General features: G+C 42.9%; 19 protein-coding genes. 16 read left to right on the top strand and 3 right to left on the bottom strand.

Going from position 1 to position 22241, the window contains the following annotated elements:
• Positions 1–1149 (bottom strand): AI-2E family transporter, encoded by a 1149-nt coding sequence (locus G587_RS21720; protein ID WP_051200849.1) that lies wholly within the window; start codon positions 1147–1149, stop codon positions 1–3.
• A 136-nt stretch (positions 1150–1285) separates the two neighbouring features.
• On the opposite strand from G587_RS21720, the gene G587_RS0106945 reads away from it, so the two are divergent.
• Positions 1286–1723 carry a sugar 3,4-ketoisomerase gene (locus G587_RS0106945; RefSeq protein ID WP_242830047.1) on the top strand — a complete coding sequence of 146 codons (438 nt, stop codon included), beginning with the start codon at positions 1286–1288 and terminating at the stop codon, positions 1721–1723.
• Here G587_RS0106945 and G587_RS0106940 read toward each other — a convergent pair.
• Positions 1694–3289: a hypothetical protein gene (locus tag G587_RS0106940; protein WP_026491648.1), complete on the bottom strand. Its 1596-nt coding sequence runs from the start codon at positions 3287–3289 to the stop codon at positions 1694–1696. The genes G587_RS0106945 and G587_RS0106940 overlap by 30 nt on opposite strands.
• A 61-nt stretch (positions 3290–3350) precedes the next feature.
• Between G587_RS0106940 and G587_RS0106935 the strand changes: the two genes are divergently transcribed.
• The 3 genes from G587_RS0106935 to G587_RS0106925 are packed head-to-tail and all read left to right on the top strand — an operon-like array spanning position 3351 to position 6755.
• Complete coding sequence (locus G587_RS0106935; protein WP_155829447.1) at positions 3351–5156, top strand: DUF6020 family protein; 1806 nt, start codon at positions 3351–3353, stop codon at positions 5154–5156.
• A gap of 4 nt (positions 5157–5160) precedes the next feature.
• Positions 5161–5928 (top strand): acyl-[acyl-carrier-protein] thioesterase, encoded by a 768-nt coding sequence (locus G587_RS0106930; RefSeq protein ID WP_026491646.1) that lies wholly within the window; start codon positions 5161–5163, stop codon positions 5926–5928.
• Entirely contained in the window at positions 5922–6755 is an 834-nt protein-coding gene (locus G587_RS0106925) for a CvfB family protein (protein ID WP_026491645.1), read from the top strand. The genes G587_RS0106930 and G587_RS0106925 overlap by 7 nt, the downstream gene beginning before the upstream one ends.
• A 49-nt stretch (positions 6756–6804) precedes the next feature.
• Here G587_RS0106925 and G587_RS0106920 read toward each other — a convergent pair whose 3' ends face one another.
• Entirely contained in the window at positions 6805–6996 is a 192-nt protein-coding gene (locus tag G587_RS0106920; protein WP_026491644.1) for a YjfB family protein, read from the bottom strand.
• Positions 6997–7175: 179 nt separating this feature from the next.
• Here G587_RS0106920 and G587_RS0106915 point away from each other — a divergent pair, with 179 nt between their 5' ends.
• The 12 genes from G587_RS0106915 (at position 7176) to G587_RS0106860 (ending at position 22241) form a co-directional block, all read left to right on the top strand.
• Positions 7176–8258 (top strand): PucR family transcriptional regulator, encoded by a 1083-nt coding sequence (locus G587_RS0106915; RefSeq protein ID WP_026491643.1) that lies wholly within the window; start codon positions 7176–7178, stop codon positions 8256–8258.
• Between the two features lie 224 nt (positions 8259–8482).
• Positions 8483–9172, top strand: coding sequence for a cell division ATP-binding protein FtsE (ftsE, locus tag G587_RS0106910; RefSeq protein WP_026491642.1), 690 nt, complete (start codon positions 8483–8485; stop codon positions 9170–9172).
• On the top strand, positions 9159–10055 hold the full coding sequence (gene ftsX / locus G587_RS0106905) for a permease-like cell division protein FtsX (protein ID WP_026491641.1): 897 nt from the start codon (positions 9159–9161) through the stop codon (positions 10053–10055). The genes ftsE and ftsX overlap by 14 nt, the downstream gene beginning before the upstream one ends.
• A 29-nt stretch (positions 10056–10084) precedes the next feature.
• Positions 10085–11308 (top strand): murein hydrolase activator EnvC family protein, encoded by a 1224-nt coding sequence (locus tag G587_RS0106900; protein WP_242830046.1) that lies wholly within the window; start codon positions 10085–10087, stop codon positions 11306–11308.
• 53 nt (positions 11309–11361) lie between these two features.
• Positions 11362–12621 carry a S41 family peptidase gene (locus G587_RS21715; RefSeq protein WP_196808783.1) on the top strand — a complete coding sequence of 420 codons (1260 nt, stop codon included), beginning with the start codon at positions 11362–11364 and terminating at the stop codon, positions 12619–12621.
• 155 nt (positions 12622–12776) lie between these two features.
• Positions 12777–13400 (top strand): hypothetical protein, encoded by a 624-nt coding sequence (locus G587_RS0106890; protein ID WP_026491639.1) that lies wholly within the window; start codon positions 12777–12779, stop codon positions 13398–13400.
• Positions 13388–14248 (top strand): serine/threonine protein kinase, encoded by an 861-nt coding sequence (locus tag G587_RS0106885; RefSeq protein ID WP_026491638.1) that lies wholly within the window; start codon positions 13388–13390, stop codon positions 14246–14248. The genes G587_RS0106890 and G587_RS0106885 overlap by 13 nt, the downstream gene beginning before the upstream one ends.
• Positions 14249–14308: 60 nt before the next feature.
• Positions 14309–16303: an excinuclease ABC subunit UvrB gene (uvrB, locus tag G587_RS0106880; RefSeq protein WP_026491637.1), complete on the top strand. Its 1995-nt coding sequence runs from the start codon at positions 14309–14311 to the stop codon at positions 16301–16303.
• Between the two features lie 49 nt (positions 16304–16352).
• Entirely contained in the window at positions 16353–19232 is a 2880-nt protein-coding gene (gene uvrA, locus G587_RS0106875; protein ID WP_051200858.1) for an excinuclease ABC subunit UvrA, read from the top strand.
• Between the two features lie 205 nt (positions 19233–19437).
• Positions 19438–20430: a rod shape-determining protein gene (locus G587_RS0106870; RefSeq protein ID WP_026491635.1), complete on the top strand. Its 993-nt coding sequence runs from the start codon at positions 19438–19440 to the stop codon at positions 20428–20430.
• Positions 20431–20467: 37 nt separating this feature from the next.
• Positions 20468–21328, top strand: a complete 861-nt coding sequence (locus tag G587_RS0106865) for a flagellar hook-basal body protein (protein WP_026491634.1) — start codon at positions 20468–20470, stop codon at positions 21326–21328.
• 85 nt (positions 21329–21413) lie between these two features.
• A complete protein-coding gene (locus tag G587_RS0106860; RefSeq protein ID WP_026491633.1) occupies positions 21414–22241 on the top strand; it encodes a flagellar hook-basal body protein in 828 nt (275 codons plus the stop codon).

The raw sequence follows: 22241 nt of genomic DNA, 5'->3' as shown, positions 1-22241 counted from the left end.
CTATTCCTCTTTAGGTGGTTCATTCTGGGAAGCTAAGAGGGCTTCTTTTTTCTGAATCCAGTTTTGATAAGTGAAATTGAAGATAGCTGCGAAAGGTATTGCAAGCATGATTCCTGCAATTCCAAACATTCTTCCGCCAACTACCAAAGTTACAAGTATCCAAACGGATGAAACGCCAAGGGTATTACCAAACAGCTTGGGCTTTATTACATATCCGTCCATAGTCTGAAGAACTATCGTAAAGATAAGGAAAATAAGAGCATGGAGAGGATTTACCAGTACAAGTATAAATCCGCCTATTATGGCTCCGACGATGGGGCCAAAGGTGGGAGCAAGGTTTGTAACTCCTACAAACAGTGAGATCAGTACGGAATAGGACATTCCGGTAATGATCATAAACAGCCAGTTGATTATTCCTACAAGTAAGCCGTCAAGGATATCGCCGGCGATGTAACGCTTAAGGATATCGTTGCAGGTGCTCCAGAAGATGCTCATGCGCTCATACATTGCGGTGGGAACAAATAACTTCATAAGCCTTGTTGTGCCATACAGGAGCTTCTCTTTTCCGGCAAGAAAATATATAGCCAGAATAAATCCTAAAATAAAGGTGAAGAATCCCTGACCAATACCTGCGGAAACGTTAATGATCTGAGACATTGCAGCAGGGAGCTTCTGGGCAAACTGTGACAGAAATGTATTGATTTTTTCAGTGATTCCCGACAGGTCAACGTGATATTTTCCTGCAGTGGTACTCAGTTTATTCAGCAGTGATTCAAGTGAAGCGGCATAGCCGTCCAGGTTTGAAACAAAGTTGGTTACACTGTCTACCAGCTGAGGGATAAGGGCGATCATAAGAATTGCAATAAACAGTATTATGATGGCAACTGATAATAAAATAGCTATTGATCTTTTGATGCCTGCCTGCTTTATCCCTGACAATATGGTTTTCTCAAAAAAAGCAACCAGAGGATGAACGACATAAGCAAGGATAAGTCCTGTGATTACCGGCGAAAAATACTTTCCAAGAGTACCAAGCGCTTGAAAAAACAGGTTAATATGCGATACTCCAAGAAACAAAAGTACGGCAGAACAGGAAGCAACAGTGTAAGGGAACCATTTTTGGTTTACGCATTTTTTTAAAAAATTCATATTATGTAATTGTGCTTAAATTGCACAAACCCCCAATCTATAGTATTTTATAAGTACATTCTATTATTTGACCTGACAGGATTCAATTAAAAAAGTATTAAGTTTCGTTTAATTATATACGGATAGGAGTTTGGAAATGTTAAATCATATGGACCGCGTAAAGATGATCGAGTTCAAGGACATGGGAGATGAGAGAGGCCAGCTCGTCATTGTTGAAGGCGGAATGGATATACCCTTTGAAATAAAAAGAGCCTTCTATATGTATGGAAGTGATGCGACTGTCGTGCGCGGACAGCATGCAAACAGGAAGACAGAATTTGTACTTATAAATGTAGCCGGAACCAGCAAGGTAAAGGTTTTGGACGGCGCCGGAAATGAGGCTATATTCTGCCTCAACAGACCCAACACCGGAATTTATCTCCCAAACATGGTCTGGAAGGAGATGTATGATTTCAGTGCGGATTCGGTTCTTTTGGTTCTTGCAAGTGAGCATTATGATGCAAGCGAGTACATCAGAGACTATGATGAATACGTAAAAGAGATATCATTCTTTGCGAATAACTCTGATAACTGATATCAGTAAAACAGAGATAAGTCCGGCCCATAAACCACAGGATATTATGCTTCGTATATACTCCATATGCGGAGCTTTTTTCTTGAAGACATACATGGTGGGATCCTCGGGATTATAGCCTTCTACGATATTACCTTCTGCAAGGGCGAGGTCCACCTCTTCCTGAGTCATTTCGATGTTTTTATGCTTGAAATACGGATCTGCGATTTTTGTATTTACATAGAGAACCTGGGGCTCTGCTACGGCTTTGCTATAGCATACGCTGCCGATCATGCCGATTATGGCAAAAATAAGCGCATATTTTATGATATGGGTTCCGATTTCATAAAAAGGACCTGCGAAAAAGCTCTTTGCTTTTGAGGAAAAGAGAGGCTTACATGCTAGCTCCTTTTCACCAAAGGGCAGAATGAGGAATTCCTTTTTTAATATAGCGGGGTATTTATCTGCCTGCTTTGTCAATGCGTCATAGAGCCATTTTCCAAGGAAGATAAAGGTCAGGTTCTTGTAGCTTAGGTTAAACAGGAAGGGATCGCTCATTCCTATAAAGCAGAAGGTTATTATGATAGCGAGTTCGCGGGTTTTGTTTTCGGACACAAGCCTTTTTATCCACAAAAGGTACAAAATACAGACTACTGCAAAGGGAATCACTCCAAGCTGCAGGAAAAGGTACAGGAAGGAATTGTCCAGCATATACCAGTTGGTCGGCGGCTTTTTAAAGTAAGATCCGAAAAGTGTGATCTTTTCATTAGTCAGGAAGTATAAAGCGTATTCGTAGCGCTTGTGCAGAAGCTTATTTAAAAATGTAAATACGCTTCCCCTGGCAAGAAGGGGACCAACGATTGAAAATATTACAATGGCAGGGAAGAGAAGGCGGATTAAAGCATTTTCGAGCCCGGATCTGTGCGTCCTTGCCTGCAAATACAGGTTTACTGCCAGATAGATCGTTATAGACAGAAGGCCTGTAAGACTTACTGTGTAGGCGTAAATGTACAGATTAAGGAGCATGGCAATTATTGATGCCTTAAGGAGCTGCTTTATGCTGTCAGCTTTATATAGATAGAAGAACAGGATAAGCAGAATTAAAAGTGTCGTGTGAGTGGTGTTGGGATAGGGGTAGCCTAATGAGTGACGAAGGAGATACCCGTAACCGGTGCGTCTGTTCATGTGGTTTAGTTCGGGGATAATGCCTGTGACTGCCATAAGGTACAGGGTAAAATATGAAGCGCCAAGTACCCACAATCCAATTCGCATTACCCTTTCTTCGTTTATGCCCTTCATGCCGAGCATCATGGTAAAGTATAGGAGAAGTCCTTTTTCACCGGAGCACAGATAGGTGAGGGCTCCTACTGATAAGATAGATGCCATTACAAGATACTCAGCGAGGTTGTGTCTTGTGGAGAGAACCTTAGCGCCAAAGGCAAGGACTCCAAGAACAAGGCAGGCGTTGTAAAGCGTCTGTCCATCGTAAAGACCAACCGCTTTTGCTCCAAAGAGGACTAAAAAATAAATATAGTAAATAAGTTCATATATTTTTATACTGTTTGTTGAGGGGACTGTTTTTTCCATGAGATAATGTAGTTCCTTCCGGGCTTTCTGGCCTAATATTTCTAAAAGGATTATATCAGATATGGTTGGACATAATACAAAAGAATTGAAGAATGCCTTTGTGGCGTTTATGTGTACCTGGGGGCTCCAACTGCTTTTGGGCATGACTGTGAGAAACCCGCTTACACTTGTTTTCTTTGTGTTGTTTTTTATTCTTTGGGAGAAATCTCAGATTCGAATTAATAAAACTACCGGAGCTTTGATGGCTGGTATCTCTGCTTTGGCAGCAGCTGCTATCACAGTTTTATTTGGAAAAAAGGCTGTTTCCGGTTTTGACAGTTCGCTTTTTAGAATTGTGGGAATGGCGATCATATTTGCAGGACTTTTTCTTGTGGTGCTTTCAGCTATAAGATTTGGAGCCTTTCTTGTAAATATGAAAAATGGCGTTGCTGAAAATAATGCTATTGCTTCGAATGCGTCACCAGAAAGAGAGAGTGCTGCAACCAATGAGGTCAGTGCGGTGAGAGGTCTTGCCGTGGTTCTTCTTTCTGCTATAATTTGCTTCTTATGCTGGTTTCCATATTTTTTATATGAATATCCCGGAATAATGACGGCGGATTCTATCGTCCAGTACGAGCAGGTGATCGGCGTGAATCCCTGGTCGAACCATCACCCTGTCATTCATACTCTTTGCATTTCAATTTTTTATAATTTAGGAATTGGATTTACAGGGGATGTGAATAAGGCCATAAGCTTCTATACCATAGCACAGATGATATTTCTTTCTCTTTGCTGTGGAAGAACTGTACTTCAGGTTAGAAGGGTTCTTGGAAAAGGCAGGTGGTTTCTTCTTTCACTGGTATTCTTTGCATTGGTGCCCTTTAATGCGGTATTTGCAGTGACAATCTGGAAGGACGTTCCCTTTGCAGGCATTATGATGCTTATGGGCTGCAGACTCTGCGATATGGCCATAAAGGAAAAGAATGGAGCTTTTGATTATGTTATTCTGTCGATCCTGGCAGTTTTGATGGCTCTCTTTAGATCAAATGGATGGTATGCGTTTTTGCTCTGCGTGCCGTTTATGCTTTGGATGTTCAGAGGGGAAATGGCGAAAGTACTGGCTTCAATTGCCGCTGCAATAATTGTTGTTGTAGTGATCAAAGGGCCTGTGATGAATGCTGCAGGGATAATCCAGCCTGATTTTACCGAGTCTTTGTCTCTTCCCATTCAGCAGGTTGCAAGAGTACTTGTGGAAGACAGAGAGCTTACCGCGGAGGATAAGGAGCTCATAGATGCTGTCATAGATACTACATATATTCATGAGCTTTACGCAGCCGATTTTGCTGATAATATGAAGGAGCTTGTAAGAGCAGGTCACCCTGATGTGATAGAGAATAACAAGGGGACCTATCTGGGGCTCTGGATGCGCCTTGGACTTAAATATCCCCTGGACTATGTGAGGGCATGGTTTGACTTAGAGGGCGGATATGTGTATCCTGATATTCCCTATGATGTCGGTAACATAGATGGCATAATGGGGAACAACTATGGTCTGGTTCCCACTCCGCTTATAGGCGGGAAGGCAGTAGTTAAGGGAAAAGAGATACTGATAAAGCTTGGAAGCTTCGTGCCGTTGTATGGAATGCTGTGGTGTGCGGGCGCCTATACCTGGCTTGTGATTTTTACTCTTTTCGTGATGCTTGGAAGGGTGAGTAATAAAAAGCTGCTGCTTCCAATCATTCTGCAGGCGGCGCTTATTTTCACGCTTTTAATTGCTGCACCGGTGGTTGATTTCAGATACGAGTACGGTATAACCATGCTGATGCCGCTAACTCTTTCAATTTGTGTTATGATTATGAAGACGCAGAAATGTGAAAACAGGATGTGAGAGTATGTATACGTTTAATTCAAGAATAAGATATACTGAAACAGATCTTGAGCAGTTTTTGACCTTCGAATCACTGATAGATTATTTTCAGGACTGTTCGACTTTTCAGACTCAGGAGGGACCTGCGACCATGGAATACATGGGAGAGAGGGGACTCGCCTGGGTGATAAACAGCTGGCAGGTCGTGGTGAACAGACTTCCCAGTCTTGGAGAGAGAATTATAATCGGAACCATACCCTATGAGCTTAAGGGCTTCATTGGACTTCGTAACTTTTTCATGAACACCGAGGACGGAGAGAGGCTGGCAACTGCTAATTCGGTGTGGTCATTGATCAATATGAAGGAGGGTAGCCCTTCAAGGATTGATGACGCGGTGATAGAGACATACCCGCTGGATGAGAAGCTTCCGATGAACTATGAGCCCAGGAAGATAGCAATCCCCAAGGATGCTGATAGCTATGAGGCCGATGTGAAAAAGGTTGGAATGCATCACCTTGATTCCAATAATCATGTAAATAACGGGCAGTATATCAGGATTGCGCTTCAGTCCTTTGACCTTGTTGCGGGAAGAGAAGGGCTTGATGAGTTAAAGGCTCTTGCCGGAAGCAGGAACGGAATTCAGATAAGAGCTGAATACAGGCAACAGGCTCATCTTGGTGATGAGATAAGTCCTGTGATATATATGAAGGACGGCGCATATACGGCTGCGCTAAATGATACAAATGGTAAGCCATATTCAATAGTAGAGATAAAAAGGACAGGAAAATGTTAAGAATTGGAGAAAAACAGGAACTGATAATTATAAAACAGGTAGACTTTGGTGTTTACCTTGCAGAGAAGGAGGGAAGCGACGATAAGGTGCTTCTTCCTAAAAAGCAGGTGCCGGAGGATGCAAAGCTCGGAGACAAGCTCTCTGTATTTTTGTACAAGGACTCCGATGACAGGCTTATAGCTACAACAAGAACACCTAAGCTTATGCTCGGTCAGGTAAATATGCTCAAGGTAAATGATGTGGGCAAGATCGGAGCATTTATGGACTGGGGGCTTGAGAAGGATGTGCTTTTGCCATTCAGAGAGCAGACCAGGAAGGTGAAGGCTGGCGAGAGTGTACTGTGTGCGCTGTATGTTGATAAATCCGGAAGACTTGCCGTGACCATGAATGTATATGAATTCCTTCGCACGGACAGTCCTTATCATAAGGAGGACAGAGTTCGCGGAACGGTTTACGAGACCAGCAGTAACTTCGGAGTATTTGTAGCTGTTGATGATATTTTCTCAGCGCTTATACCCAAGAAGGAACTCTATGGAGATATTAAGATCGGGGATGAGATAACTGCGAGAGTTATTGAAGTCCGCGAGGATGGAAAGCTTACACTCAGTGTTCGTGAGAAGGCATATCTCCAGATAGATACTGATGCACAGGTTATCCTTGAAAAGATGGAGAAAAACGGAGGAGTACTTCCTTTCACCGATAAGGCATCTCCTGAGCGTATCCGGGAGGAAATGTCCATGAGTAAGAATGAATTTAAACGCGCTGTTGGACATCTTCTTAAGGAAGGTAAGATAGAGATAGGCGAGAGCGATATTAGCATTAAATAAAAAGTAGAACGCCCCATGCCAGGCATGGGGCGTTCATAATGTTTTGATGTTAAACTCTGACGTCGATGCTTCCACCCAAATTGGGATTTACGGATCTCTCGAGGGCGGACACATCCAACATCTCTTCAATGGTACCGCCAACTTCTTTGAGGGCATCAAGATTTTTGGAGAGCATAGCTGTTCCCCAGTCTGATTGCACCTTGCTTGCTGATAATGCCATTGATAATTCGGGTATGTCCATAAGCACCTCCTTTTGCGCATGGAATACGCTTCTACTACTCTATATCTTATATCGGACAAAGTGTTTAAATTTTTATTATGGAAAATCAACAAAAAATTAAATAAAATTTGTGGATTTTTATGCATTTATCGAGTAGAATGTAAGAAGAACAATGAAAATATAATCGTGGGAGATTATCTATGATTTCAAATCAAATCCTTCAAAATACTATAGATGGGCTGAAAGGGATTGCCCATGTTGACCTGTGCGTGCTGGATGTAGATGGCAATGAAGTTGCTGCTACAAAACCGGATTTTGCGAACATGGGAGAGTCTGTAAGGGACTTTGTAAGATCACCTGCAGATTCACAGGAGGTTCAGGGACACCAGTTCTTTAAGGTGTATGACGAGCAGCAGCTTGAGTATATCCTGATTGCTGCCGGAAGCGGCGAGAGCACATATACGATCGGTAAGATGATCGCTTACCAGATACAGGGACTACTGGTTGCTTATAAAGAACGCTTTGACAAGGATAACTTTATCAAGAACCTTCTCCTTGACAACCTGCTTTTGGTAGATATATATAGTAGAGCGAAGAAACTCCACATTCCTGCTGATTCCAAGCGTGTTACCATGATTATTTCAGCAGATAAGGTAAGAGAGAATAATGTCCTTGAGCTTGTAAGGACACACGCTACCGGTAATGGCGGAGATTTCGTAACTGAGGTTGACGAAGATAATGTTATAGTTGTTAAGGATGTGTCTGAGTATGGCAAGCCCGAGGATATATCCAAGGCAGCAGCAGAGCTTCAGGAGCATCTTGAATCGCTTGGCATTACAGGTGTTCATATTGCGATCGGTACAGTTGTTGGCGAGATCAAGGAGGTCAGCCGCTCTTACAAAGAGGCTAAAATGGCTCTTGATGTAGGAAGGATTTTCTTTGATGAGCGCAAGGTTATAAGCTATGGGGAGCTTGGAATCGGACGACTTATCTATCAGCTGCCGATACCGCTTTGCAAGATGTTTATCCGCGAGATATTCGGTGGTAAAAATCCTGATGGATTCGATCAGGAGACACTTGCTACTATTGATAAGTTCTTCGAGAACAACCTGAACGTTTCTGAGACTTCCAGACAGCTTTTTATACACAGAAATACACTTGTGTACAGACTTGATAAGCTTCAGAAGAGCACAGGACTTGACCTTAGGGTCTTTGATGATGCGATCACATTTAAGATAGCACTCATGGTTGTAAGATATATGAAATACATGGAGCGATACTAAATTACCAAAGTCGAAGTCGTTGTGCTTGCACAAAACGACTTATGACCTTGGGAATTGAACGGGCATGAGGAAGTAGCACGATAGTGCGGATTCCGAATGGCCGTAGGATTTCGGGAGTCCGAAGGACGAAGAAATCCGTGTATCGCTGCTAATAGTAAAGGATGAATGGTATGGAAAAAGTTAACAAAAGAAAGCGCTCAGTCGCAACTGACCTGGCTGATGATATTATCACGCTTGAAAACGTGACCAAGTCATATTCAACGGGCGCACCAGCTTTAAATGGAGTCACCCTTCATATCAAGAAGGGTGAATTTGTTTTTATAGTGGGAGACAGTGGATCAGGTAAATCTACTCTGATCAAGCTCCTGCTTAGAGAGCTTGTTCCTTCAGACGGAACCATCACAGTAATGGGACAGGATCTTGGCAGAATGCGCCACAGAAACATCCCTAAGTTCAGAAGAAAACTGGGCATTGTATTCCAGGATTTCCGTCTTCTCAAGGACAGAAATGTGTATGAGAATGTTGCGTTTGCCCAGAGAATAATTCAGAAATCCACCAGGGATATCAAGAAGAACGTTCCTTCAGTTCTTGCAATGGTAGGACTTGCAGGAAAGTATAAGAGTAAGGTTACTCAGCTTGCAGGTGGTGAGCAGCAGAGAGTTGCGCTTGCAAGGGCTATTGTTAATAAGCCCGAGATTCTGCTTGCAGACGAGCCTACAGGTAACCTTGATCCTAATAATACCTGGGAAATTATGAAGCTCATGGAGCAGATTAATCTGAACGGTACAACTGTTATAGTTGTTACTCATAACAGGGAGATTGTTAACGCGATGCACAAGCGCGTTATTACTATGAAAAAAGGCGTCGTGATTCACGACGAAGAAGAGGGTGAGTATCACGATGAGGATGAGTAGTTTATTATATACGCTGGGGCAGGGATTTAAAAACCTTAGACGAAACAGATGGTATACACTTGCTTCAATTGCAACAATAAGTGCATGTTTGTTCCTGTTTGGCGTGTTTTATTCAATAGTTACCAATTTTCAGCATGTAGTTCAGACCGCTGAAGAGGGTGTATCAGTTACAGTATTTTTTAACGAGGGCATAAGTGAGGATGTGATCCTTGCAACCAAGAGCATGATCGAAAAGCGCCCGGAGGTAAGCAGGGTTGAGTACATATCAGCTCAGGATGCATGGGAGAGCTTCAAGACAGATTATCTTGGCGAATATGCGGACGGATTCACAGAGAATCCCCTTGAGGATTCTGCCAACCTGCAGATATATCTTAGTGACGTAAAGATGCAGCCTGCTTTGGTTACATATCTTGAGTCGATTGATGGCGTAAGAATGGTCAACAGATCAGAGGTTACTGCTTCAACACTTAGTGGTATCAACAGTCTGATCGCGTATGTGTCACTCGGAATTATAGGAATACTTCTTCTGGTTTCAATTTTCCTTATAAGCAATACTGTTACGATCGGTATTTCTGTAAGAAAAGAAGAAATCAATATTATGAAGTACATAGGCGCTACGGACTTTTTCGTACGTGCACCTTTCGTAATAGAGGGTATTATTATCGGACTTATCGGCTCACTTATTCCACTTGTAATTACCTACTTTGTTTACAATAAGGCAGCTGAGTTTTTGGCAATCAGATTTTCAATGCTGAATTCAATACTGGATATCCTCCCTGTAGGAAAGATATTCGAAGCCCTTACGCCTATTTCAATACTTATTGGTGTGGGAATTGGTTTTCTTGGAAGTGTTACAACCGTACGTAAACACTTACATGTATAAAAGAGCAACATTTGGGAGGTTGCTATACGTTGGACAGCAGAGGAATCGGAAAAAGAATAATTGGGGTGGTCATGGTTCTGTGCCTGCTTGCGGGCACAGTTTCTTTTAATACTTCTCATGTTTATGCGAAGGCTACGACCGAGAGTATAAAGCAGAAGGAGGGACAGATATCCAATGCCAAGAAGGAAAGGGAAACAATGAAGAATTCCCTGACAAACCTTCAGAATGTGAAAAAGTCCCTGGAAAAAGAAAAAACAGACCTGAATAACTACATAACGCAGCTTGATGCTAATCTTGAGAGTATTCAGAAAAAGATAGATGAGCTTACCGAGAAGATAGCAGAAAAGGAACAGAGCATTAAGGAGACGGAGGAGGAGCTTGAAGAAGCTATCCGTATCCAGAACGAACAGTATGAAGCTATGAAAGACAGAATACGCTTCATGTATGAAAAGGGAAATGCGCTGTATTTTCAGTTTTTTGTTGAGGCCGGAAGCTTTTCGGACATGCTTAACAAGGCGGAGTATATAGAAGAACTGTCTGCCTATGACAGGGCAAAGCTTGAGGAGTATATTGCACATACTGAGCTCACAACTCTTACAAAGGAGGCTCTGGAGGAGGAGAAGAAGACCCTTGATGAAGCCAAGGCAGATGTGGTGATCGAGGAAGAGAACCTTCAGAATCTTATTGTTGAAAAGAACAAAGAGGTCAACAGCATCGCCGGTGATATTAAGGATAAAGAGGCGGCAATTGCAGAATATGAGAAGCAGATTGCGGAGGAAAATGCCACTATTGCAGCTCTTGAGAAGGCAGTTGAGGCAGAAAAGGCAGAGCTTGCTGCTCAGAATGTAAGAAAGTATGATGGCGGAATGTTTGCAATGCCATGTCCTTCATATTCGAGAATATCCGATAATTTTGGTATGAGAATGCATCCCACGCTGGGTATTCAGAAGATGCACAATGGTGTGGATTTTGCAGCTCCTAGCGGCTCGGCTATTCTGGCTGCTTATGATGGTAAGGTTGTTGCTGCGGCTTATAATTCAACTATGGGAAATTATGTTATGATATCTCATGGAAGTGGTTTATATACTGTTTATATGCATGCGTCATCTCTTAGTGTATCCACAGGTGCGGAGGTATCTAAGGGACAGAAGATTGCATCGGTAGGTTCAACAGGAAGATCTACAGGACCTCACCTTCATTTTGGAGTAAGACTAAACGGAAATTATGTTAGTCCCTGGAACTATTTGAAATAATAGATAATCTGCCGGTTGTGCAGATGACATTCAGGGCGAAAGGAAGTGTTACTATGGAGCAAAGAGATAACAGAATTGGAATGCTCTTCCTTGGATTGGTGCTGGGAATTTTCGGAACTGCTTTTCTTGTGGCGGTTGGATTCCTGATTGTAAAGATAAAAGGAGTCGCATTTACTCCTGTGAAGGGGAATGTTACCAATACGGAAACAGCTTTGACGCAGGAAACCATAGATAAAGTCAAAGTTATAGAGGATGCCATTGGAACCTACTATTATAAAACAGAGATCGACAGACAGGCAGAGGCTGACGCTATTTATAAGGGTGTTGTTTCTTCTCTTGGAGATCCCTATTCCGAATACTACACACCAAAGGAGTATGAGGACCTTATGTCTGATACCCAGGGTGTTTACTATGGTATCGGTGCTTATGTCAGTATGGATAAAGACACCAATCTTCCAAGAATCACTGGAACGATCAAGGAGTCACCTGCTGAGAAGATCGGACTTAAAGCCAACGACGTGATCTATAAGGTTGAAGACCAGAGCGTTCAGGGCATGACACTCTCAGAAGTAGTCGGAATGATCAGAGGTGAGATCGGTACTGAGGTTAAACTCACCATTTACAGAGAGGGTGAGTCTGATTATTTGGAGTTTAAGGTAAAGCGTGACAAGGTTGAGGCTCAGACAGTCAACACCACAATGCTTGAAAATAATATCGGTTATCTTGGTATTACCGAATTTGACTCCGTAACGACAGAGCAGTTTAAAGCCGGAATGAAGGAACTCAGGGATCAGAACATGGTAGCACTTGTTCTTGACCTTAGATCAAATCCCGGCGGAAGCCTTCAGGCTGTATGCGATATAGCAAGAGAGATACTTCCCAAGGGTGACATCGTTTATACAGTGGACAGAGATGGTAACCGTGAGGATTATGAGTGCGACGGAACCAAGAAAATCGACATCCCTGTTGTAGTTCTTGTAAATGGCTATTCTGCGAGTGCTTCTGAGATTCTCTCAGGTGCCATCAAGGATTACGGCGTAGGAACAATAGTTGGTGAGACCACTTACGGTAAGGGCGTTGTACAGAGAATCTTCCCGTTCACAGACGGAACGGCAGTTAAGCTTACAATCAGCAACTATTTCACACCTAAGGGAAATGACATCAACGGCGTGGGCATCACTCCTGATGTGGAGATAGCGCTTGATAATGAAAAGTACAACGAGGACGGTACTGATAATCAGCTCAATAAGGCTATTGAGATTTTGAAAAAAGAAATATCAAAGGCAGATGTATCCGAGGATGAGGCTGCATAACATTTTAAGTAGAGGGTTCTCCCCTCTACTTTTTTATTGACATAACGCTATTTCTAAGATATATTCATCTATGTTTTTATTTCTGATTCAATATCCGATGTCATCGGGTATTTATTCCATTTGCAAAATATAAAATTTGAAAGGAAGTGTAGTAATTGGAGTACTATGCGGCCACTTTGCGTGAGCCCGGAGAAAAATTGAATAATGATGGATTGATGATAAAGGCAGTCCATACAAAAAAGCGATCTGACGTAGTTGTGATGGTATTAAGTGCACATAAAAAGGCTGCAAAGCTAAATGATAAGATCATAAGAGCGGCCGAGAAAATGATATACAAGGAAGCGGATGGTGATATTGAAAACTGTCTTCAAAGGCTTTTTATAAGATTCGGAAAGGGCGGTCTTATCCGCAGAAGGAAAAATCCGGATATCACTATTCTGATATTAAAGGGAATTAATTATCACATTATGAACCGCGGAAATAACAGGGTAATGAGAATTGGAAGGACCGGAGCCACGGAAATTCACTGCGAAAATGTGAGCGATGCATCAGTAGATTATTGCTACGCCACAGGGAGATTGTCAGAAGGGAGTACGCTTATTGTGGGAACCCAGTCTTTTTATGAAAGGCAGCTTGGGGCAGATATTCACAAAAGAATGTGTCCACAGATGTGTATAGATAATGAGACAATGCAGGAAAACATTGAATATCTTAGAAGTCTGTTATTTAGCAGGGGAGAGGAGAGGCCGGTGACGGCAGCTGCCTTATGCATGAAATAGAGATTACAGGCCACATTGCAAGCGGCGGAAATGGTGAAATCTATCGTGGTTATTTGTGCAACAGACAGACTGAATGCATTGTGAAAAAGGCGGGTAATAAAAGAGTTTCCTTCATGCAGCTAAAAAATGAGACGAATATACTTAAGTATCTGACAGAGGAGGGCTATGTGGAAGCGCCTGCGTTTTATGGTGAAAAGGATGGTTCACTTGTTATGAGTGTGATTCCGGGAAAGACTCTCGACAGGATTGAAATAGAAAGGCTGTCAGAGAGGGATTTAAAAAAGCTGTTTGTATACATGGCAAGTTTCGTGGTTAAGCTCCATGGATTAAATCCGCCTGTCATCCACAGGGATATAAAGCCCTCAAATATCATGATTGATGACCATGGAAATATGTTCCTGATAGATTTTGGAGCAGCCAGGATATTGGAAGGATATGCAGGCGGTGACATAAAAAATGGAGAGGTGCTACTTGCTGGAACAAAGAACTACGCTGCACCTGAGCAATACGGGGGACTTGGAAGCGAGAGCTTTCAGGTTGATATATATCAGCTTGGAAAAACCATGGAGAGACTTCTTAAAAGGGCAACTGTCTCAAAAAGATTTGAGAATGAGATGAGAGCTGTTTTAAATAAGTGCCTTATGCCAAGTGCGACAGAAAGGTATCCCACAGCAGCTGAGCTTAGAAAGGATCTGCTAAAGATCAGGGCGGGGAAAAATATTTTTCTGCTACAGAAATTTTATAAAAATATTCTAATTAGGTTTCCGGGCAGATATAGGGCAGATGAGGAAATATGCGGAGTTTTTATTGATATTGTAAGAACCTGTGACACGATTGAGTTTTTATAAATCCTATGTTAGAATTAAGAGATATCGAAAATATGTTCGGATAACAAAAGAGGAAAACTCATGGATCATTTTGAACTAAAATCTGAGTATAAGCCCACCGGGGATCAGCCCCAGGCCATAGAGAAGCTGGTAAATGGATTTAAGAGCGGTAATCAGTTTGAGACCCTTCAGGGTGTCACCGGCTCCGGTAAGACCTTTGCCATGGCTAATGTAATACAGGCACTTAATAAGCCCACACTTGTCATAAGCCATAACAAGACACTGGCGGGGCAGCTTTATGGAGAATTCAAGGAATTTTTCCCAAATAATGCTGTCGAGTATTTCGTGTCCTACTATGATTACTATCAGCCTGAAGCTTACGTACCTCAGACGGATACATATATTGCGAAGGATTCTGCCATAAATGATGAGATAGATAAGCTGAGGCTTTCTGCAACCGCTTCCCTTACAGAAAGGAAGGATGTCATTGTTGTTGCCAGCGTATCCTGCATATACGGTCTGGGTAGTCCTGATGAATTTAAGGGGATGTCAATTTCACTAAGACCCGGTATGGAGAGGAGCAGAGATCAGATACTTAAGGATTTGGTGGCGATTCAGTACACAAGGAATGACCTTGATATAAACAGATGTAATTTCAGAGTAAGAGGAGACACCATCGAGATTTTCCCTGCACAGGCTGATGATTATCTCATAAGAATAGAGCTGTTTGGTGATGAGATAGACAGAATCTGCGAGGTTGAGCCGGTGACAGGCACTATTAAAAGTGAGCTGTCCCATGTGATGATCTACCCTGCATCTCATTATGTTGTACCCCAGGAAAAGATAAATCTTGCCTGCCAGAATATTGAGGCTGAGCTCGATGAGCAGGTTAAGTTCTTTAAGAGTGAGGATAAGCTTATAGAGGCTCAGAGAATTGCGGAGCGCACGAATTTTGATGTGGAGATGATGAGAGAGACGGGGTTCTGCTCCGGTATCGAGAACTACTCAAGGCATCTTAATTTTGCAAAGCCCGGGGAACCACCGCTTACGCTGATGGACTTTTTTGACGGAGAGTTTTTGATAATTGTGGATGAGTCACATATGACGATTCCGCAGATAGGAGCTATGTACCACGGAGACAGATCCCGTAAGACCACGCTTGTTGATTACGGCTTCAGACTCCCCTCGGCTCTTGATAACAGGCCTCTTAATTTTGAAGAATTCGAGACGCATATAGATCAGATGCTGTTCTGTTCAGCTACTCCCGGACCTTACGAGGCTGAGCATGAGCTTTTGCGCGCTGAGCAGATAATAAGACCTACGGGACTTCTGGATCCCGAGATATCCGTTAGACCTGTAGAGGGACAGATTGATGATCTGATCACGGAGATCAATAAGGAGACAGCTAAGAAGAGCAAGGTTCTCGTTACAACTCTTACGAAGAAAATGGCAGAGGATCTTACGGAATACCTTGCTGAGACCGGAATCAGGGTTAAGTATATGCACTCAGATATCGATACCCTTGAGAGAGCACAGATAATTCGCGATATGCGACTTGATGTATTTGATGTTCTTGTGGGAATCAACCTTTTGAGAGAGGGTCTGGATATTCCTGAGATATCGCTGGTTGCGATAATCGATGCTGATAAGGAAGGGTTCCTCAGGTCTGAGACATCACTGATCCAGACAATCGGAAGAGCTGCAAGAAATGCAGACGGACACGTTATCATGTACGCTGACAATATGACTGACTCCATGAAGAACGCTATCGAGATTACGGAGCGAAGAAGGAAGATTCAGCAGGAATATAACGAAGCCCATGGAATAACACCTCAGACAATCCGCAAGGCAGTCCGTGATCTTATCAGTGTCACCAAGGCTGTTGCGAAGCAGGAGGTTCAGTTCGAGAAGGATCCGGAATCAATGGATAGGAAGGAGCTTGAGAAGGTTATCAAGGATGTCGAGAAGCGCATGAAGAGAGCTGCTACAGAGCTTGACTTCGAGACAGCTGCTATGCTGAGAGATCAGATGATTGACCTTAAAAAGCATCTCCTGGAAGTAACAGGAGGAAAGTGATCTTTATCTTTGTAAGGGCGAAGGAGAAAAAATGGCGGATAATACACATATGACTAAAAAGAATACTACAGCTAAGAGAATTTTATCTGACGATATTCACGACTATATTCGTGTTCGCGGTGCGAATGAACATAACCTCAAGCATATTAAGGTTAATATACCAAGGGATACGCTCACTGTTTTCACAGGTCTTTCCGGTTCGGGAAAGTCATCACTGGCATTTGATACCATCTTTGCGGAGGGACAGAGAAGATACATGGAATCACTGTCTTCTTATGCAAGAATGTTCCTGGGGCAGATGGATAAGCCTGATGTTGAGAAAATAGAGGGACTGTCTCCTACAATTTCAATAGATCAGAAATCTACAAACAGAAATCCCAGATCAACGGTGGGAACTGTTACGGAGATATATGATCACTTCAGACTGCTCTATGCCCGCATAGGCGTTCCGCACTGTCCTAATTGCGGAAGGGAGATCAGAAGGCAGAGCGTTGATGAGATGGCAGACCAGATTCTGGCACTTCCTGTATCCACAAGATTTCAGATTCTTGCACCTGTTGTAAGAGGAAGAAAGGGTGAACACGCCAAGGTTCTGGACAGAGCTAAGAGAGCCGGCTTTGTTCGTGTGAGAATTGATGACAGCCAGTATGATCTCTCAGAGGAGATTAAGCTCGATAAAAATATCAAGCATAATATTGAGATAATCGTGGACAGACTTGTGATCAGGGAGGACACAGAGGAGCTAAGGGGACGCCTTACTGATTCAATTGAGAGTGCTCTTAATCTTGCAGAAGGCCTTCTGACGGTTGATGTAATTGACGGAAAGCCAATGAATTTCAGTCAGAGCTTTGCTTGTCCTGACTGTGGAATCAGTATCTCAGAGATAGAGCCCAGAAGCTTTTCCTTTAACAATCCTTTTGGCGCATGTCCTGAGTGTACGGGTCTTGGATATAAGATGGAATTCGACGAGGATCTGATGATCCCGGATAAGTCTCTTTCTATTAATGAAGGATGCTTCCAGGTTATGGGATGGCAGTCCTCAAACAAGGAGGGAAGCTTTAGTAACGCGATCCTTAGAGCCCTCGCCAAGGAATATAAGTTCAGTCTTGATACGCCCTTTGAAAAGCTTTCTGCAAAGGTGAGAGATATGCTGGTGCATGGAGCAGACAGAGAGGTTACTGTTGCATACTCGGGTCAGCGAGGTGAGGGAAGATATCCCATTACCTTTGATGGCCTTATCAAAAATGTTGAGCAGAGATACAGAGAGACCTTTTCTGAGAACCAGAAGGCTGAGTATGAGCAGTATATGAGAATTACGCCCTGCCCTGCATGTAAGGGTCAGAGACTTAAGGCAGATTCTCTAGCAGTTACTATAGATGACAAGAATATTTTTGAGATAACATCTATGTCTATAGGTGATCTTCATGAATATCTTGAAGGCTTAAAGCTCACAAAGCAGCAGGAGCTCATCGGTGCGCAGGTTCTAAAGGAGATAAGAGCCAGAGTAGGCTTCCTTATCGACGTGGGTCTTGATTATCTGTCTCTTTCCAGAGCAACAGGAACTCTGTCCGGCGGTGAAGCTCAGCGAATAAGGCTTGCGACTCAGATAGGGTCAGGCCTTTGCGGAGTATGCTACATACTGGATGAGCCCAGTATCGGACTGCACCAGAGGGATAACGACAAGCTTCTTAATACTCTGAAAAATCTGAGGGATCTTGGTAATACACTTATCGTGGTTGAGCATGATGAGGACACCATGAGAGCTGCGGATTATATCGTTGATGTCGGCCCCGGTGCAGGCGCTCACGGAGGTGAGATTGTTGCTGCAGGAACAGCGGAAGAGATAATGAAGGTTCCGGAATCCATTACCGGTCAGTATCTTTCAGGAAAGCTTAAGATAGAGGTTCCCGAGCATAGAAGAAAGCCTACCGGATGGCTAAAGGTAAAAGGAGCAGAGGAAAATAACCTTAAGAATATTGATGTTAAGTTTCCTCTGGGAGTGCTTACTATTGTTACAGGTGTGTCAGGCTCAGGAAAGAGCTCACTTGTAAATGAGATTCTCTATAAGCACCTTGAGAGAGACTTAAACCGCGCCCGTTGTATTCCTGGAAAGCATAAAGGAATTGAAGGAATAGAGCAGCTTGACAAAGTCATAGCAATAGACCAGTCACCCATCGGAAGAACTCCCAGATCAAACCCTGCAACCTATACTGGCGTGTTTGATATGATAAGAGATCTTTTTGCAGGTACTCCTGATGCCAAGACCAGAGGTTATAAAAAGGGAAGATTTTCATTTAACGTTAAGGGCGGAAGATGTGAAGCCTGCGGCGGAGACGGAATCATCAAGATAGAGATGCATTTCCTTCCTGATGTATATGTTCCCTGTGAGGTCTGCGGTGGTAAGAGATATAACAGAGAGACTCTGGAGGTACATTATAAGGGCAAGAATATTTATGATGTGCTCAATATGACAGTAGAAGAGGCGCTTCCTTTCTTTGAAAATATCAAGACCATAAAGAGAAAGATCAAGACTCTCTATGATGTAGGACTTGGTTATGTTAAGCTCGGCCAGCCTTCAACAGAGCTCTCAGGTGGTGAAGCTCAGAGAATAAAGCTTGCCACGGAGTTATCAAGAGCAAGTACAGGTAAGACCATATACATTCTTGATGAGCCTACTACGGGACTTCATTTTGCTGATGTGCAAAAGCTTGTAAAGATACTTCATGATCTTGTGGATGCAGGTAACACAGTAGTTGTTATCGAGCATAATCTGGACGTGATAAAAACAGGTGACTATATCATCGATATGGGACCTGAGGGCGGATCCGGAGGCGGAACGGTTGTCAGCCAGGGAACACCCGAGCAGGTTGCGAAATGTAAGGAATCTTATACCGGAGCCTACATCAAAAAAATGCTGGAGAAAAAATAAAAATTTTTTGCAAAAAAGTATAAAGTTTTTATAAAGTACTGCCGATATAACTACTGACATGAATGTGGCATATGAAAAAAATGTTATTTTGTGTTTAAAATATCGCCCCATTGGTTTATAATGCTTAATGAATTATATCTTTTAATAGTTAATGTGAGCGACTATGCGCTCTGAGCCTTATTTCCAGAAAGGGGTAATAGATTTCATGCAGTATACAGACATAGGTATTGATTTAGGAACAGCAAGTATCCTTGTTTACATCCGTGGTAAGGGTGTCGTTTTAAAAGAGCCCTCAGTTGTTGCGTATGACAGGGACACAGAGAAGATCAAGGCTATTGGCGAAGATGCCAGACTTATGCTTGGACGTACACCCGGCAACATTGTTGCAGTCAGACCTCTTAGACAGGGTGTTATTTCAGATTATAAAGTTACTGAGCAGATGATGAAGTATTTCATCACCAAGGCTATTGGACACAGAACCTTCCGTAAACCACTTATCGCTGTTTGCGTACCCAGTGGAGTTACAGAGGTTGAGCGTAAGGCAGTTGAGGATGCTACCCTTATGGCGGGCGCAAGAGATGTCCGTATCATCGAGGAGCCTATTGCAGCTGCTATCGGTGCAGGAATAGATATTACCAAGCCCTGCGGTAATATGATTGTTGATATAGGTGGTGGTACATCTGATATCGCTGTTATCTCTCTTGGAGGAACAGTTGTCAGCACATCAGTTAAGATCGCGGGTGATGATTTTGATGAAGCTATAGTCAGATATATGCGTAAAAAGCACAATCTCCTTATCGGTGAGAGAACTGCTGAGGATATCAAGATCAAGATTGGTGCAGCATATCCCAGAGCTGAAGCTGATTATATGGATGTTAGAGGACGTAACCTTGTAACAGGTCTTCCCAAGACTGTTAAGGTATCTTCAGAGGAAACAGAGGAAGCTTTACGTGAGACAACAGCTCAGATCGTAGAAGCTATCCACGGCGTACTTGAGAGAACTCCTCCGGAACTTGCTGCAGATATAGCAGACAGAGGAATTGTTCTTACCGGTGGCGGTAGCCTTCTTCGTGGACTGGATGATCTTATCGCATCCAAGACAGGTATCAATACTGTTACTGCGGAGGATCCCATGACAGCGGTTGCTATCGGAACAGGACGTTACGTTGAGTTCCTTGCCGGATATAAAGAAATTTAATTTCGTGATGTTCAAAAAAATTAATAGGGGATAGTATATGGTAAAAGGTCTTTACACAGCGTACACAGGCATGGTAAACGAACAGAAGCGCATGGATATCGAGACTAATAATCTCGCCAATGTGAATTCTACCGGTTTCAAGGAGGAACGCTCGGTTAGTCAGTCTTTTCGTGATCTTCTCGGATTGAAGATCAAGGACTATTCTGATGCGCCCTGGACTGCCAGAAGGCTGGGCCTTATGAATCCCGGCGTAAAGCTTGCGGGATCATATACTAACTTCGAACAGGGAGGCCTCAGACAGACAGGCCAGACCTATGACGTTGCTCTTAACAACGGACTTCCTGATGTCGACGACCAAATGGTTAATGATAATATGGGCGCCGGCGGTAATGCATTTTTTGCTACCTCATTCGCTTCAGATGATCCTGATGGCGGAGGGCAGCTTATCAAATATACCAGAGACGGTAATTTTACCCTTACGCAGGATGGCTACTTAGTCACCAGCGAGGGTAATAATGTCCTGGATGTCAACAATAATCCCATTCAGCTTGATCCTAATTCGGATTCCACAATTTTGCAGGACGGCAGAATTGTTCAAAATCAAAATGTTGTATCGACGATACAGGTTGCGAGATTTGATTCTCCTCAGTTTTTACAGAGATATCAGGATAACGCTTTCATCATTGGTGATGGAGGTGCACAGGTGGTATCTACTACTGCTGCTGAAGCAAATGCAACCGTTAATCAGGGATATTTGGAAGCTTCAAATGTCAGCGTTGTGGATGAAATGGTTAATATCATTTCGATTCAGAGGAATTACGAGACTAATTCCAAGGTGATGCAGGCAGAAGAGGATACACTGGATATAGCGGTTAATCAGCTCGGAAAGGTACAGTAAAAAACCACGCAGGTCTTAATAAATCGGACTAAGTAGCCGAAATAATTAATGGCAGAGTATGGTTTTTTAGCCAGGAGGTATTTTTATGGTAAGAAGCTTATGGACAGCAGCATCAGGAATGAATGCTCAGCAGACAAATGTAGACACCATCGCAAATAACCTTGCAAATGTTAACTCCGCAGGTTACAAGGCACAGAGTGCAAAGTTCAAATCACTTCTGTATCAGGAGCTGAAAACCAAGACGGTGCAGACAACAGGATCACCTGTTAATTCGGATGTAGGACTCGGTGTAAGAGTTTCATCAATAAATCAGTTCTTTTCACAGGGCAATCTGCAGGACAATGATTCAAGCTCTGCATTTGCTATTCAGGGTGATGGATTCTTTGCATATTCAACAGATGCTCAGGATTTAAATCAGAACAATATCAGATATACAAGAAATGGTAACTTCGTATGGGCACTTACAGAGGCAAACACTCTGGAGCTCACAACCTCCGAAGGTAATCCTGTAATCGGAGTAGATGGTAATCCGCTGGTAGTTACCGATCAGACAGTTAAGGCAACAGACATAACCTGTGATGCAGAGGGTAATCTTTATTATCTCAATGCTAACCAGGAAAGGCAGGATATCGGAACAATAGCTCTTTTCCAGTTCAGAAATGCTGAAGGCCTGGAGAGAGTTGGAGATACAAGCTTCATGGCTACTATGGCCAGCGGTAATGCACTTCCCGAAGCTACCACTCAGGGTATTAGAAGAAGTACAGTAGTTCAGGGATACCTGGAGGGTTCAAATGTTAATGTAGCAACAGAGATGGTTAACCTGATCGTTGCTCAGAGAGCTTACGAGATGAACTCAACAGCTATTACTACTACTGATGAAATGATGCAGACTGCAAACGGACTTAAGAGATAA

It is taken from the genome of Butyrivibrio sp. XPD2002, assembly GCF_000423945.1.
Lineage (GTDB): Bacteria > Bacillota > Clostridia > Lachnospirales > Lachnospiraceae > Butyrivibrio.
Note: the sequence above shows the minus strand (reverse complement) of the source record. Positions and strands in the feature narration are given on the sequence as shown.

Coding starts and splice junctions, on each gene's coding strand:
- G587_RS0106915 (WP_026491643.1), top strand. CDS start 7,176: ATGATTTCAAATCAAATCCTTCAAAATACTATAGATGGGCTGAAAGGG.
- G587_RS0106945 (WP_242830047.1), top strand. CDS start 1,286: ATGTTAAATCATATGGACCGCGTAAAGATGATCGAGTTCAAGGACATG.
- G587_RS0106930 (WP_026491646.1), top strand. CDS start 5,161: ATGTATACGTTTAATTCAAGAATAAGATATACTGAAACAGATCTTGAG.
- ftsX (WP_026491641.1), top strand. CDS start 9,159: ATGAGGATGAGTAGTTTATTATATACGCTGGGGCAGGGATTTAAAAAC.
- G587_RS0106885 (WP_026491638.1), top strand. CDS start 13,388: ATGCATGAAATAGAGATTACAGGCCACATTGCAAGCGGCGGAAATGGT.
- G587_RS0106865 (WP_026491634.1), top strand. CDS start 20,468: ATGGTAAAAGGTCTTTACACAGCGTACACAGGCATGGTAAACGAACAG.
- G587_RS21720 (WP_051200849.1), bottom strand. CDS start 1,149: ATGAATTTTTTAAAAAAATGCGTAAACCAAAAATGGTTCCCTTACACT.
- G587_RS0106870 (WP_026491635.1), top strand. CDS start 19,438: ATGCAGTATACAGACATAGGTATTGATTTAGGAACAGCAAGTATCCTT.
- G587_RS0106935 (WP_155829447.1), top strand. CDS start 3,351: ATGGTTGGACATAATACAAAAGAATTGAAGAATGCCTTTGTGGCGTTT.
- G587_RS0106920 (WP_026491644.1), bottom strand. CDS start 6,996: ATGGACATACCCGAATTATCAATGGCATTATCAGCAAGCAAGGTGCAA.
- G587_RS21715 (WP_196808783.1), top strand. CDS start 11,362: ATGGAGCAAAGAGATAACAGAATTGGAATGCTCTTCCTTGGATTGGTG.
- uvrB (WP_026491637.1), top strand. CDS start 14,309: ATGGATCATTTTGAACTAAAATCTGAGTATAAGCCCACCGGGGATCAG.
- uvrA (WP_051200858.1), top strand. CDS start 16,353: ATGACTAAAAAGAATACTACAGCTAAGAGAATTTTATCTGACGATATT.
- G587_RS0106860 (WP_026491633.1), top strand. CDS start 21,414: ATGGTAAGAAGCTTATGGACAGCAGCATCAGGAATGAATGCTCAGCAG.
- G587_RS0106940 (WP_026491648.1), bottom strand. CDS start 3,289: ATGGAAAAAACAGTCCCCTCAACAAACAGTATAAAAATATATGAACTT.
- G587_RS0106925 (WP_026491645.1), top strand. CDS start 5,922: ATGTTAAGAATTGGAGAAAAACAGGAACTGATAATTATAAAACAGGTA.